Source organism: Lutibacter agarilyticus, assembly GCF_900188235.1.
In the GTDB taxonomy this organism is placed as follows: domain Bacteria; phylum Bacteroidota; class Bacteroidia; order Flavobacteriales; family Flavobacteriaceae; genus Lutibacter; species Lutibacter agarilyticus.
On the sequence record NZ_FZNT01000001.1, the window covers coordinates 43682 to 58239 of the forward strand.

General features: G+C 31.1%; 12 protein-coding genes and 3 tRNA genes. 11 read left to right on the plus strand and 4 right to left on the minus strand.

The window, feature by feature from the left end; translation table 11 throughout:
* Nucleotides 1-7: 7 nt before the first annotated feature.
* Nucleotides 8-628 (minus strand): lipid-A-disaccharide synthase N-terminal domain-containing protein, encoded by a 621-nt coding sequence (locus CHB67_RS00175; RefSeq protein WP_089379725.1) that lies wholly within the window; start codon nt 626-628, stop codon nt 8-10.
* Nucleotides 628-1341 (minus strand): glycosyltransferase family 2 protein, encoded by a 714-nt coding sequence (locus CHB67_RS00180; RefSeq protein ID WP_089379726.1) that lies wholly within the window; start codon nt 1339-1341, stop codon nt 628-630. Before CHB67_RS00180 ends, CHB67_RS00175 begins: the two co-directional genes overlap by 1 nt.
* 321 nt (nt 1342-1662) lie before the next feature.
* Here CHB67_RS00180 and cysS point away from each other — a divergent pair, with 321 nt between their 5' ends.
* The 4 genes from cysS (at nt 1663) to CHB67_RS00200 (ending at nt 5711) form a co-directional block, all read left to right on the plus strand.
* On the plus strand, nt 1663-3141 hold the full coding sequence (gene cysS, locus CHB67_RS00185) for a cysteine--tRNA ligase (protein ID WP_089379727.1): 1479 nt from the start codon (nt 1663-1665) through the stop codon (nt 3139-3141).
* A 10-nt stretch (nt 3142-3151) separates the two neighbouring features.
* Entirely contained in the window at nt 3152-3394 is a 243-nt protein-coding gene (yidD, locus tag CHB67_RS00190; RefSeq protein WP_089380193.1) for a membrane protein insertion efficiency factor YidD, read from the plus strand.
* Nucleotides 3395-3450: 56 nt separating this feature from the next.
* Entirely contained in the window at nt 3451-4263 is an 813-nt protein-coding gene (gene lgt / locus CHB67_RS00195; protein ID WP_089379728.1) for a prolipoprotein diacylglyceryl transferase, read from the plus strand.
* A gap of 374 nt (nt 4264-4637) precedes the next feature.
* Nucleotides 4638-5711, plus strand: a complete 1074-nt coding sequence (locus CHB67_RS00200) for a Fic family protein (protein WP_089379729.1) — start codon at nt 4638-4640, stop codon at nt 5709-5711.
* Nucleotides 5712-5981: 270 nt separating this feature from the next.
* On the opposite strand, the gene CHB67_RS00205 is transcribed toward CHB67_RS00200, so the two are convergent.
* Both CHB67_RS00205 and CHB67_RS00210 read right to left on the minus strand, forming a co-directional pair.
* Nucleotides 5982-6752 carry a C40 family peptidase gene (locus CHB67_RS00205; protein ID WP_089379730.1) on the minus strand — a complete coding sequence of 257 codons (771 nt, stop codon included), beginning with the start codon at nt 6750-6752 and terminating at the stop codon, nt 5982-5984.
* A gap of 9 nt (nt 6753-6761) precedes the next feature.
* Complete coding sequence (locus CHB67_RS00210; protein ID WP_089379731.1) at nt 6762-7937, minus strand: acetyl-CoA C-acyltransferase; 1176 nt, start codon at nt 7935-7937, stop codon at nt 6762-6764.
* 148 nt (nt 7938-8085) lie between these two features.
* On the opposite strand from CHB67_RS00210, the gene CHB67_RS00215 reads away from it, so the two are divergent.
* From CHB67_RS00215 to CHB67_RS00245, 7 genes are all read left to right on the plus strand, one after another.
* Complete coding sequence (locus CHB67_RS00215; RefSeq protein WP_089379732.1) at nt 8086-9453, plus strand: FAD-dependent oxidoreductase; 1368 nt, start codon at nt 8086-8088, stop codon at nt 9451-9453.
* A gap of 72 nt (nt 9454-9525) precedes the next feature.
* A complete protein-coding gene (locus tag CHB67_RS00220; RefSeq protein WP_089379733.1) occupies nt 9526-11577 on the plus strand; it encodes an HD family phosphohydrolase in 2052 nt (683 codons plus the stop codon).
* A 103-nt stretch (nt 11578-11680) separates the two neighbouring features.
* Nucleotides 11681-11764, plus strand: a tRNA-Ser gene (locus CHB67_RS00225).
* Between the two features lie 20 nt (nt 11765-11784).
* Nucleotides 11785-11859 (plus strand) — tRNA-Pro (locus CHB67_RS00230).
* 33 nt (nt 11860-11892) lie between these two features.
* A tRNA-Arg gene (locus tag CHB67_RS00235) sits at nt 11893-11966 on the plus strand.
* A gap of 570 nt (nt 11967-12536) precedes the next feature.
* On the plus strand, nt 12537-13286 hold the full coding sequence (locus tag CHB67_RS00240) for a S1 family peptidase (protein WP_089379734.1): 750 nt from the start codon (nt 12537-12539) through the stop codon (nt 13284-13286).
* A gap of 324 nt (nt 13287-13610) precedes the next feature.
* Nucleotides 13611-14558: an oxidoreductase family protein gene (locus CHB67_RS00245; RefSeq protein ID WP_089379735.1), complete on the plus strand. Its 948-nt coding sequence runs from the start codon at nt 13611-13613 to the stop codon at nt 14556-14558.

Below are 14558 nucleotides of genomic sequence, written 5' to 3' on the forward strand. Positions count from 1 at the left end.
CAAATAGTTATTCTTGTTTTTTGAGAATTATAATATTTCGTGCATAAATTACAGCTCCCATAATATGTCCAACCAATAAAACAGGATCTTTTCTTAAAACAGCGTAAACAAGAATCATTGTAGATCCAACTAAACTTAATAACCAAAAACCAAAAGGCAACGATGATTCTTTGTTTTTTTCAGAATAAATCCATTGATATACAAAACGAAGTGTAAAAATTATTTGAGCAATACTACCCCAAGCCAATAACCAAAAAGGAATAGCTTCATTTCTAAATAATTTATCAATATCGTACGTATTGTTATTGTAGGAATAAATAACTAATAACACAGGGAATATCCACAAAAACAAGCGTAAAAATTTAGGTGCTTTTTGCCATTCGCCTTGTAATTGTAAATTTCGAATGTATATAAAATAGGTAAGTGCTTGCCCTAGCATAATCGCAAAATCATCTCTCAAATAGCCATATACAAAAAGAAGAAACGAAGCTAATAAGCTCAGTTTCCAAAAGAGAGAAGGAGTTAATACTTTTTTACTTTTTTCTGATAAAACCCATTGTAAAACAAGTCTGCCAGAGAATAACAGCTGCGCAAAAAAGCCAACACTATATACAATCCAATTACTCATTAACCCTTTTTGTTAATTTCATAATTGATATATTTCTTTTTCATCCATAAATAGGCAAAACAATCAATTAGCGGACCTAATAAACGATTCCAAAGCCCAAATTTAGCTTCACCTGCAATACGTGGAAAATGTTGTACAGGAATTTGTTTTATGTTTCCATGTTGCAACAAAATCATAGCAGGTAAAAAACGGTGCAATCCTTTAAACATTGGGATTTTTTTTGCGTAATCAGTTTTTATCACTTTTAACGGGCAACCAGTATCATCCATTCCATCATGCGTAAAAGAACGTCTAATTCCGTTTGCAATGGTTGAAGACATATTCTTCACAAAAGAATCTTTTCTGTTTGCCCTAACACCGGTTACTAAATCATTTTCTTCAATGTGTTCTAATAACAAGTTAAAATCTTCAGGAGCTGTTTGTAAATCAGAATCTATATACCCAACAAGTTCAGTGTCACAATTATTAAATCCTGCTGAAATAGCTGCGCTTAGTCCACAATTTTCTTTAAAATCAATAAAAGTAAAATCAGTATTTCTAGCGCAAATTTCTTCAATTAATTGTTGACTTTTGTCTTTACTACCATCGTTTACAAAAAGAATTTTTGTTTTCTTAGTAGCAATTTTAATGTATTTAGAGAGTTCTTTTTCAACCCGATCTAGGTTATCTTCTTCGTTGTAAACAGGAACAACAATTGTGAATTGATATTTCATTAATTCTATTTAATAAATTAAAAAACGTTAAATACTATAAATAAGTACAAAAGTAATATGCAAAACTATTCTAATTATTCCTAAATCTAAAATAATTAGTTTGATAATATGTAATACGCTGAATATGATTTAAATTAAAGAAATCAAAATTTAAATAAAAATAGAGAATATGAACTTATTCAACAGTTGTTTTTAACTTGTATAAATTGAATGATACATTGTTTTTTAGCCTTTTAAATTGCTGACAAATCCTGTGTAGTATTAATTTTTCCATTACATATTTGTTATTATCTTTACAAATTCAAAAACAAGCATACATAAATGGAATTATACAAAACAAATCAGTTAAAAATTTACAACTCTTTAAGTAAATCTAAAGAAATTTTCACACCTGTAATTGAAGGGAAAGTTGGAATGTATGTTTGTGGACCAACAGTGTATAGCAATGTGCATTTAGGAAATGTAAGAACTTTTATGTCGTTTGATATGGTGTTTAGATATTTAAAACACTTAGGTTACAAAGTGCGTTATGTACGTAATATAACAGATGCTGGCCATTTAGAAAATGATGCAGATGCTGGTGAAGACCGAATAGCTAAAAAAGCACGTTTAGAAGAAATTGAACCAATGGAAGTAGTGCAACGCTACACGGTTGATTTTCATGAAACCTTACAAACCATTAATAATTTACCTCCAAGCATTGAACCTACAGCAACTGGTCATATTGTAGAGCAAATTGAAATTATCAAAGATATTTTAGAAAAAGGGTTGGCATATGAAGTGAATGGTTCTGTTTATTTTGATGTGTTAAAATACAACGAAAATGAACATTACGGAATTCTTTCAGGAAGAAATATTGAAGATTCTATTCATAATACAAGAACATTAGACGGACAAAGTGAAAAGAAAAATCCACAAGATTTTGCACTTTGGAAAAAAGCCGATGAACGTCATATTATGCGTTGGCCTTCGCCTTGGAGCGATGGTTTTCCTGGGTGGCATTTAGAATGTTCAGCAATGAGTACAAAATATTTAGGAGAAACTTTTGATATTCACGGGGGTGGGATGGATTTAAAATTTCCACATCACGAATGTGAAATTGCGCAATCTAAAGTTAATAATGGTGTAAATCCTGTAAATTATTGGATGCACGCAAACATGTTGATTTTAAATGGTCAGAAAATGGCAAAATCAACAGGGAATTATATTTTACCAAATGAAATATTTTCAGGAGAGAATGACATTTTAAGCAAAGCATTTTCACCAAGTGCTACTCGTTTTTTTATGTTACAAGCCAATTATCGTAGCATTTTAGATTTTACAAGTGCAGGTTTAGAAGCTTCAGAAAAGGGGTATATTAAATTAATGGAGGCTGTGAGTAGTCTAGATAATATAGAGGTGAGTAAAACTTCTTCTATTGATATTCAGGCTTGGAAACAGCAATGTTACGCCACAATGAATGATGATTTTAACACGCCAATGTTAATTGCTAATTTGTTTGAAGCTGTAAAATTTGTAAACCTATTAATTACTAAAAAAGAAACCATTTCTGCGGAAGATTTAACAGCGTTTAAAGAAACAATCAACGCGTTTGTTTTTGATGTTTTAGGACTTAAAAATGAATTTCAAGAAGATAGTTCAGATAAATTATCAGGAGTTGTAGAAATGTTGATAGGAATGCGTAAAGATGCACGTGATAATAAAGATTGGGCATTGTCTGATAAAATTAGAGATGAATTAGCAGCTTTAGGAATTCAATTAAAAGATGGAAAAGACGGGACCTCTTTTTCTGTAAACTAAATTGAAAAGCATCACTAAAATATTGGCAATTCCATTTATTTGGTTGGTGCGTTTTTATCAAGCGGCCATTTCACCTTACACACCTTCAAGTTGCAGGTATTCGCCTACTTGTTCGCATTATACGTTAGAAGCTTTGCAAAAGCACGGTGTTTTTAAAGGTGGTTGGTTGGCAATAAAAAGAATTGGAAGTTGCCATCCTTGGGGTGGAAGCGGTTATGATCCAGTTCCTGAAAAGGATGAGTTAAAAAAGTAATTCTTAAACTTTTTCCTGCATAAATAAATTATATTTACAGTACTAAAATAAAATAAATGACTTTACTTCAAATAGATTGGAATCCAGCACCAGAAATTTTTAAAATTGGTTCGTTTGCCATTCGATACTACAGTTTAATGTTTGTAATCGCATTTATGCTAGGATTGCATTTAATGAAAAAAATATTTATTGAAGATAAAATTCCTTTAGAGAAAGTAGATTCATTATTTATTTATGTTGTTGTTGGAACGTTGTTAGGAGCGCGGTTAGGACATTTTATTTTTTATGATCCTCAATTTTTGTTTGAAAAACCACTAGAAGTTATTTTACCATTTCGTTTTTCTCCAAAATTTGAATTTACAGGTTTTGCAGGTTTGGCTAGCCACGGAGCCGCCATTGGAATCATTATTTCGTTATATATTTTTAGTAGAAAAATTCTTAAAAAGCCGTTATTATATATTTTAGATAGAGTAGTTGTAGTTTCTTCAATAGGTGGTGCCTTTGTACGTTTAGGAAACTTAATGAATTCTGAAATTATTGGAAAACCAACAAACTCAGATTACGGTTTTATATTTAGAAGATTAGGAGAAGATTTTCCGCGTCACCCAGCACAATTGTATGAAGCATTTAGTTACGTTGTTATATTTGCTATATTATGGTTTGTGTATTGGAAGACTGACAAAAAAGAAAAGTATGGCTACATATTCGGCTTGTATTTTGTATTAATGTGGTCTGCACGATTTGTTGTAGAGTTCTTTAAAGAAGCACAAGTTGATGAGCGTGCCGGTTGGGCTTTAAATACAGGGCAGTGGTTAAGTATCCCTTTGATACTAGTTGGTTTTTATCTAATGTTTAGAAAGAGTAAGTAACTTTATACTAAAAAAGTAATGTCATTCACATAAAGGCAGAAATCTATAATATTGAGGTTTCAATTAAAGATGATGAGATTCTTTAAAAACTTTCATTCGTTTAGAAAAACATTTGATTGTTGAAAGCTAAGACTAATACGGTTAGAATTCAGAACAGAGAAGTTGCTTTTTAAGCTAGTGGTTAAACGTGAACCACCTACCAACAAGAATTTAAATGACAGGTAAAAAAGGGGATATTTAAAATAATGGCTCCGACAAAACGTATGATAAATAAAGTTAAATATGTTATCATATTAAAAAGTTATGATAAGAAAATTGAGTTATCTTATCATAATGAATTAAATTTGTAAAGAAAATTAATATTTCTATACATAATGGAATCTGAAAAATTAAAAAAGTTACCTCTAAAGCAAGATGTTGAAACTAAAAAAGTTCTTAAGAAATTAGCTTCAGCTCACAGAGCCTTAGCAGAGTTAAAAGGAATTGTATCAAGCATTCCAAATTCAACTATTTTAATAAATACTTTAGGACTTCAAGAGGCTAAAGATAGTTCTGCTATTGAAAATATTATAACAACTCACGATGACATATTTAAAGCAGAATTAAATCTTGATAGTTTTAAGTCTTTAAATGCAAAAGAAGTTCAAAACTATATTTCTGCATTAAAGAAAGGATTTGAGTTAATTAAAAAAAATAAAATATTAACGAATAATGATATCATTGAAATCCAATCTGAGTTAGAGAAAAATAATGCTGGATTCAGAAAAGTACCAGGAACTGCTTTGAAAAATGCAACAACTGGAGAAATAGTATATACGCCTCCACAAGAATATGATACTATTTTAGATTTAATGAGAAATCTAGAACAATACATCAACGATGAAAATATATCCGAATTTGATACATTGGTCAAAATGGCTATAATTCATTTCCAATTTGAAAGTATTCATCCTTTCTATGATGGAAATGGAAGAACTGGACGAATTATCAATGTTTTGTATTTAGTAATGAACAATTTATTGAACTTACCTGTTTTGTATTTAAGTCGATACATAATTGAACACAAAGCTGATTATTATAAACTTTTACAAGAAGTTAGAGAAACTGACAATTGGGAAAATTGGATTTTATATATGTTAGATAGCATAGAGCAAATTTCAAAAGAAACGATTGTACTTATTAGAAAAATAAGAGATTTGATATTTGAGTATAAAAATTTATTGCGAAATAATTACAAATTTTATAGTCAAGACTTATTGAATAATTTATTTAAACATCCATATACAAAAATTGAGTTTATTGAGAACGATTTAGGAGTTTCAAGAATTACAGCTTCTAAATATTTAAATCAATTGGCAAAAGACAAAGTTCTTAAAAAAGAAAAATTAGGAACAGGAAATTATTATGTAAATGAGAAGTTGATTAAAATTCTAATTCTAAAAGATTAAATATTTTGGATAGCATTTTTTAAGTGGTCTTACAAAAAAATAAATTAGACTAGACTTTTGGTTAGCTCACACATTTATTATTTTATGAAGAGTTCGTGACGCTCCTAATGTCGATTTCATTTCATTAATGGAATTGTAAGATACACTAAGATTTCAAATAAAAAAGAAGAAAAGGAAAGAGTAAAAGAATAGGCAATCTCACATTTTTTATGTAGTTCAATAGTTGAGTAACAATAGTTAACAACAAACAACCAAAATACAGTCTTTTTTTTATACTATTTTTTTAATAACACGTAGTTTGTGTGTGTGTCTTTGTGTATCTACATTAAAAATTCCGCTGTGATCAATTCGATCAATTCTTACTTTTCCATGTGCGTGAATAATGTAATTGTCGTTCATAATAATTCCAACGTGGGTTATATTACCTTCATTATTGTCAAAAAAGGCTAAATCTCCAGGTTCACTTTCTTCAATAAAACTAAGTACTTCACCTTGTGTAGCTTGTTGAGATGCATCACGTAATAATTTGTATCCGCATAGTTTATACACCATTTGGGTAAAGCCTGAACAGTCTATTCCAAAAGGAGTTTTTCCACCCCATAAATAAGGAGTGTTTAAGAATTTATACGCAATTTCAATAAGGGAATCTTTAGGTTTTTTTCCGTTGTAAACTTCACCTTCATAATTGAAGTTTTTAGTGTTTACAACAAGTTGTTGGTTCTTGTAAAATGGCAAACTACTTCCAATAGGAATGGTTAAAAAGTTTTGTTGTTCATCGGTTGTAAAATCAATTAATTCGGCGGCTAAAAAAGAGCTCGAAGTTTTAAGTTCAAAGTAGGTTTCCTCATCAATTTCTTCAAATTGCTTATTATCTATCCAACCTTCATAATTGTCGAATGCTAAACGAATTTTACTCCATTTTTTACGCATTTCTAATACTTTAAAATGTTCACCAAAAAGCACTTGTGAAACCATTTCACTAATATCATTTGGTTCAATTCTAAGAGGAATAATACTTAAATTACAAATTCCGTAATTCATATAATTTTTTTATACACGTTCAATTACAATTGCACTTGCGCCACCACCGCCATTACAAATTCCGGCAGCACCATATTTGGCATTTTGTTGTTCTAAAATAGAAGTAAGGGCAATTACAATTCTAGCACCCGACATTCCTAACGGATGTCCCAAAGAAACTGCACCTCCATTAATATTTACTTTAGAAGCATCCAATCCTAATAATTTTATATTTGCCAATCCAACTACAGAAAAAGCTTCATTTAACTCAAAATAATCAACATCACTTTGTTTAATTCCAGCTTTGTCTAATGCTTTAGGTAAAGCTTTAGCAGGTGCAGTTGTAAACCATTTAGGTTCGTGAGCAGCATCGGCATATCCGCTAATTTTTGCAATAGGTTTTAAATTTAATGCTGAAGCTTTTTCAGCACTCATCAATACCAAAGCAGCAGCACCATCATTTAATGTTGAAGCATTTGCAGCAGTAACAGTTCCATCTTTACTAAAAACAGGTCGTAACGTAGCAATTTTTTCCATTTGTACGTTTTTATACTCTTCATCTTCTGAAAAAATAATTGGCTCACCTTTGCGTTGAGGTATTTCAACAGGAACTACTTCATTTTTAAAATGACCTTTTTTCCAAGCTTCCGCAGAACGTTGGTAAGAGGTATTAGCAAAGTTATCTTGATCTTCTCTTGAAAAACCATATTCAGTAGCGCACAAATCACCACAAGTACCCATATGTTGCCCATCATAAACATCCGTTAAACCATCAACTAACAACCCGTCAGTAATATTTATGTTTCCAAGTTTTGTAGCTTTTCTTCCAGGCATGTAATGAGGAATGCTACTCATATTTTCCATTCCGCCAGCAATTACAATTTCAGCATCTCCACATTTAATGGCTTGCGCCGCTAACATAATCGATTTCATTCCTGAAGCGCAAACTTTATTGATAGTTGTACAAGGCACAGTGTTTGGAATTCCAGCAAAAATTGCCGCTTGTTTGGCAGGTGCCTGTCCTAAGCCTGCTGAAATTACATTCCCCATATAAACTTCATTTACCAAGTTTGGGTTTAAGTTTATTTTAGCCAAAGCACCTTTAATTGCAATAGCACCCAATTTTGGAGCAGGAACTGTAGATAAACTACCTAAAAAACTCCCAATAGGAGTTCTTGCGACGGAAACTATAACAACTTCTTTCATAAAATTTAGATCAAATTTCAATTGCGAATTTAGGCATTTTTAGTTAATTTTTTAGGTTTTAAAATACACTTTGTACAGTGTGATAATTATTACATCAAAAAACCAGTAATTATATTAATTTCAGTAACTAATTAAAAAGGAATTTATTATGTCTGAAAATGAAACGTTTAAAAAACATTATGTGGCAGTTATTGGAGGTTCAATTGCTGGTTCTGAAGCAGCTAATTTATTAGCCGAAAGTGGATTTAAAGTGGTGGTTTTTGAAATGAATAAATTACCGTATGGTAAAATTGAAGACGGACTTCCAAATTGGCATGTAAATTTAAGAGATCGTCAAATTAAAGAAATTGATAGAAAGCTAGCGCATCCAAATATTACTTTTGTGCCAAATACAAAAATAGGAAAGGACATTCAGTTTTTGGATTTGCTAAATAATTGGGGGTTTTCGGCTATAATAATTGCAAATGGTGCTTGGTGTGATAGGCGTTTAACGATTCCTGCTATTGAACAGTTTTTAGATAAAGAATTGGTATATCAAAACCCGTTTATTTATTGGTTTAACCATAAACACGAACACGATTATAACGGGCATAATTATTTTTTAAGAGATAATACGGTTGTTATTGGCGGTGGTTTGGCTTCACTAGACGTGGTTAAAATTGTAATGATTGAGTTGGTGAAAAAACAGTTGTATTTAGATAAAGGAATTGATGTAGATTTATTTACGTTAGAAAAAGAAGGAATTCCGAAGGTTTTAGCTGCACACGGAATAACTTTTGAAGAATTAAATATTGGAAAAGCAAAGTTGGTTTACAGAAGAACAGCTAAGTATATGCCGTTGAAATCGCCTAAAGATCATACAAAGGAAAGTATTGAAGCAGCGCAAAAAGTTTCAGAAAAATTATTGAATAAATATTTAGAAAAATATGCCTTCGAATTTATTCCTTTGGCAATCCCGGTTGGTTTTAAAGAAGAAAACGGGAAATTAGTAGCTGTTGTTTTTCAAAATGTAAGTCTTGAGAGCGGTCGTATTATTCCTGTAGAAAATAGTTTTTTTGAACTAGAAACAGCGATGTTGATAGCTTCCATAGGAAGCGTTCCTGAGCAAATTTCGGGACTAAATTATGAATGGGGTACATTAAAAATGAAAGAACCAGAAGGATACCGTGTTGCAGGGTTTAACAATGTTTTTGCAGTGGGAAATGCAGTTACAGGAAGAGGGAATATTCAAGAGTCTAAAAAACACGGTAAGCAAATGACAGAAAAAATAATTGATGAACACTTAACAAATGATGCTTTAGAAAACTGGCTTACAAATTTCAATTCTCAAATTATAAATGATGTAGATGATCAAGTATTAACTATTTCAAAGCAAATTTCAAAGCAACAAATTCAGCCAATAGCTAGTATTGAATCTATGTTGCAAAAAGTTGCTGAAATTCATAAAAATAACAATTATACTACCTATCAAAATTGGGTTGAAAAAAATATACCAATTAGACTGGAACAACTCTAATTAAAATAAAAATGTGTTTGGAAATGAACATACCATAATTATTGTTATTTTTGGAAGGCAAACGTATACTTCGTGAAAAAAATAATAAATAAAATCCTTGTCAACCACTCATTAATTTATAAGTTGTTTTTATATATAGGAACCATTTTTTTAGTGGTGTATCTATTTCCGAAAGGAGGGCAATTTAAGTACGAATTTCAAAAAGGGAAACCTTGGCAGTATGAAAATTACTATGCGCCTTTTGATTTTGCTATTCAGAAATCTGCAAGTGAGATTGAAACTGAAACTCAAAAGATTAAAGAGAATTCTGAGCAATTTTTTAAATACAATGAAGAAATTGCAAGAAATGTTAAAATAACAGTTTCAGAAAAAGTGGTTCCTATTTTAGCAAGTTCAGAGTTGTCTGACCAATTTAAAATTGATGTAGAAGCAAAAGTTAATTCCATTTTAAATACCATTTATAAATACGGATATATAACCCCCGAAAGCGAACAACAAATTAAAAATCTACAAATAACGTTAAGGAGTGGCAATACCATTCAGAAAATTTCGCCAATAAAATTATTTAAATCCTCACAAATATTAGCATTCATCAATTCACAATTGGGAGTTCAACCTATGACTCAAGAAGAGCATGCGATTTTAAATATTTTGTATGAAGAAATAAAGCCAAATGTTAGTTTTGATGAAAGTTTTACAGAGAAAGCTCTGCAAGAAAATTTGGAAAAAATATCCTATACCAAAGGTTTAATTTCAGAAAAAGAACGCATAATTTTAAAAGGAGATATTGTTGAAGGGGAGAAGTTAGTTATTTTAAATTCTATCAAAAATGAATTTGAGTCACAGGTTTGGAGCAAATCAAATTACAATTGGATCGTTGCAGGTTATACCATTTTGGTAGCCTTAGCTTTTTCAATGCTATTTTTATTCTTAAGAAAATACCGTATTGAAATTTTTGAAAATAACACCAAAGTAACGTTTATATTTTTCAATATTATTTTAGTTGTGCTATTGCTAACAGTACTTGTGAAGTACGATGCAAAGTATATTTATGCAGCTCCAATTGTAACTTTACCTTTGGTGTTAAAAGCGTTTTTTGACGCACGCTTAGGGTTGTTTACTTATGTGTTAACAGTAATGCTTTTAGGGTTTATTGTACCCAACAGTTTTGAATTTATATTTTTACAAATTATAGCAGGTATTGTAACCATACTTACTGTTTCAGAATTATATAAAAGAGCCAATTTATTTATTACGGTGCTACAAATTACCTTGGTTTATTTTGTTGCTTATTTTGCTTTTTCAATTATACAAGAAGGGAATGCGCAGAATTTAAATTACGAAAAATTTTTATACTTTGTAATTAACGGGGCGGCTACATTATTTGTATTGCCTTTAATTTATATTTTTGAAAAACTATTTAAATTGGTGTCAGATGAATCGCTGAAAGAGCTATCGAATACCAATTCAAAGCTTTTAAGAGCTTTAGCAGAAAATGCACCAGGAACATTTCAACATTCGTTACAAGTAGCCAATTTGGCTGAAGCAGCTGCTAATGAAATCAATGCAAATTCAATGTTGGTAAGAACAGGAGCATTGTATCATGACATTGGTAAAATGTTAAATCCAATGTATTTTACTGAAAATCAATCTACCAATGTAAATCCGCATAACGAATTAACACCAAAGGATAGTGCTAGTATTATTGTAGATCATATTTTAAAAGGGATTGAACTTGCTAAAAAAAATAGGATACCTGATAGAATTATAGATTTTATTAGAACACACCACGGAACAACATTGGTTTATTATTTTTATAAAACTGAAGAAAAATTAAGTGGAAGCGCAGACCCTAAAGATTTTCAATATCCTGGGCCAATTCCTTTTTCAAAAGAAACAGCTATTTTAATGATGTGTGACTCTGTAGAAGCCGCATCAAAGAGTATAAAAGAACCAACAGCACAAGCTTTTGATAATTTGGTTGAAAAGATTGTAAATAAGCAAATGGAGGACGGACAGTTTATGAATGCTGATATTACTTTTAAGGAGCTACAAACCATTAAAAAGGTGTTAAAGAAGAAGTTAAAGAACATTTACCACGTTAGAATTGAATACCCAGAATAAAAAAGTTGTTTTTTATTAAAAAAATAGTGAAAAAAAGTTGTGTAAATGTAATTCGAACCTTACATTTGCACTCGCAAAAATAAGTTCATATAACATATTTTTAGGAGAGGTGCCAGAGTGGTAATGGAGCAGATTGCTAATCTGTCGACGGGTAACTGTCGCCAGGGTTCGAGTCCCTGTCTCTCCGCAAATTAAAAGATAATCATTCGGGGTGTAGCGTAGCCCGGTTATCGCGCCACGTTTGGGACGTGGAGGCCGCAGGTTCGAATCCTGCCACCCCGACAAAGGTTAATTATTACCTTCAAAAAAAATAATGGTGGCATAGCTCAGCTGGATAGAGCACCTGCCTTCTAAGCAGGCGGTCCTAGGTTCGAATCCTAGTGCCATCACTTTTACAGTGTTCAAAGCACTTCAAAACCTTGTAAACCTTATGTTTTACAAGGTTTTTTGTTTTTTAGACCATCATATTATTTAATATTATTTCATATATTGTGGTAGCTAAAAGGTAAACAGATTTAAAAATTGAATTTTGTTTACCAATTTAGCAGCTCAGCCCTTTAAAATTAAGGGTTTCTAGTATGTTTAAAATACTGCAATTAGCAAGTGAAAATAACGTTAATACCTGCTTACAAAGAGTATTGGATTGTCGAGTTTTATAATGACAGGAAATAAAACACAACCATTTTTTTTGATCAAAATAAGTGCAACAAACAAATACCTGACTAAAATTAGATAGGTGTTTTAGTTATATTCGAACAATCATTCAATTCCAGCCAAAATGACATAAATCATAGTTTAAAAAATCTATATGATATAAATTAGTAATTCAAACAATTGAAGGCAATAAAATCATTTATGTTAAAGTAAAATATTCTTTTATCAGATTTAGATAAACGATGAGCCCTATTTTTTCATTGGTCATTATAAATGAGTAATGAGTTTGATAGAAAACAGTTAAAATGAAAAAGTATTATTTCATATTTTTAATTTTGATATCTATAAGTTGTCAAAATCAAGAAAAAATCATTGAGAAAGAACCTTGGATTAAAAAAACAACATCTCAATGGCCTAATTTTGCATTAACAAATACAATTAAGTTTACAGATACAATTTATCAAAACATTGCAAATTCATTTTTAGTTGATACTGGTTTTGATACAATTGCAGTTACTTGTAAACACATTTTTTTGGTTTTTAAGAGTAATGATTTAAGTACAATTGATTTGGGGAGTAGTTTTGTAAATTGGAGAATGTATCCTAAAGGTCAGAATGAAAAGGATGTTCAAATAAGTCAATTGATAAATAAGAATTCCAATGAACTAGTAGGAGAATTCAATACTTTGAAAAATAGAGATTGGATTATTTTCAAAGTAAAGCAAACGAATAGTGGTATTTATCCTTTAAAAATAAGAACAACTCCTCTTAAAAAAGGAGAATTTGTGTACTCTGTTGGTTGGGGGCACCAACAAAATTCAAAATTACCATTATTGATAAAAATGAAAATGTATAAAAATTTAGGAAATTACTATTATATCCTAACTGAAACTAAAAATATAAACCCTGTAGGTAGAAGTGGTTCTCCTGTAATAGATTCAAATGGATATTTAGTTGGAATTGTTTCTGGAGCAGAAGGTAATTTGGGCGTAATTGGTTCTGTAAAATACCTCACAGAACAATTTGATAAGCACAATATAAAATACGTAAAATAGCCATCAGCAACATCTCATAAAATGAATGCTTAGATTTTAACGAACATAAATATCAAGTAATGTCTAGCTAAAATTGGCAGGTATTTTACTTACTTCGAAACAAGCTTTTCAAAGTAAAATAAATGAAAAAAACTAACAAACTAATGCACCATTAATAGTCAAAACAATAGTGTACGTGGGTAATGCTCAATAGGTCAAATTTCATTAGAATTCATGTTAATTTAATAAATGAAAAACAATAGTTATTCATACCAACCTGTAATTATATCAGTAGTATATTACAAACTTTACACCCAATAAATACTTTGTTATATTTGATGTCTTATGAATGAATATTTTAAATCAATCATTCTGCAGAGAACTGGAGCATCTTCTTTATTTGAAAAAGAGGTGATCCAAGAATTGTGGAGTGGGTACGGAAAAATTATACGAGTTGGATTAGAGAATACTTCTGTAGAAAGTGTTATTGTAAAACACGTTCAGTTGCCCATAGATAAAAATCACCCCCGAGGATGGAACACTGATATCGGTCATCAACGAAAAGTGAAGTCTTACAAAGTAGAGACTACATGGTATGACACATATAGTAAAAATAGCGCTGCGCGTTTACCACAATGCCTTGCCCTTGAGAAGCAAAATGATGAAGTGCTAATAGTGCTAGAGGATTTGGATGAAGCTGGTTACCCCTTGCGTAAGAACACTATTATATGGGAAGAAATAGTTGAGTGTTTAGCATGGTTGGCTAAATTTCACGCAAGTTACCTTGGAAAAGTTCCAAATGGTCTTTGGGAATCAGGAACCTATTGGCATTTGGGAACCAGACCTCAGGAATTAGCAGTATTAGAAGACCAAAGTTTGAGAGCCGCTGCTGCTGCCATTGATGAAAAACTGAATACATGTGAATACAAAACTTTTGTTCACGGGGATGCCAAACTGGCAAACTTTTGTTGTGCTAAAGACGGACAGGTTGCTGGCGTAGATTTTCAGTATGTAGGTGGAGGTTGTGGAATGAAAGATGTAGCGTATTTTATAGGAAGTTGTCTAAACGAAAAAGAGTGTGAGCGTTTGGAAGCTCAAATCCTAGATACCTATTTCGAGCATTTACAAAATGAAATGAAGGAAAGAAATGAAGCACTAGAAAGGGAATGGAGATCTTTATATCGAGTAGCTTGGGCAGACTTTCATAGATTTCTAAAAGGATGGAGTCCAGGGCACTGGAAGATAAATAGTTATAGTGAACGTATCACTTCAGAAGTAATCAATAATCTTTAA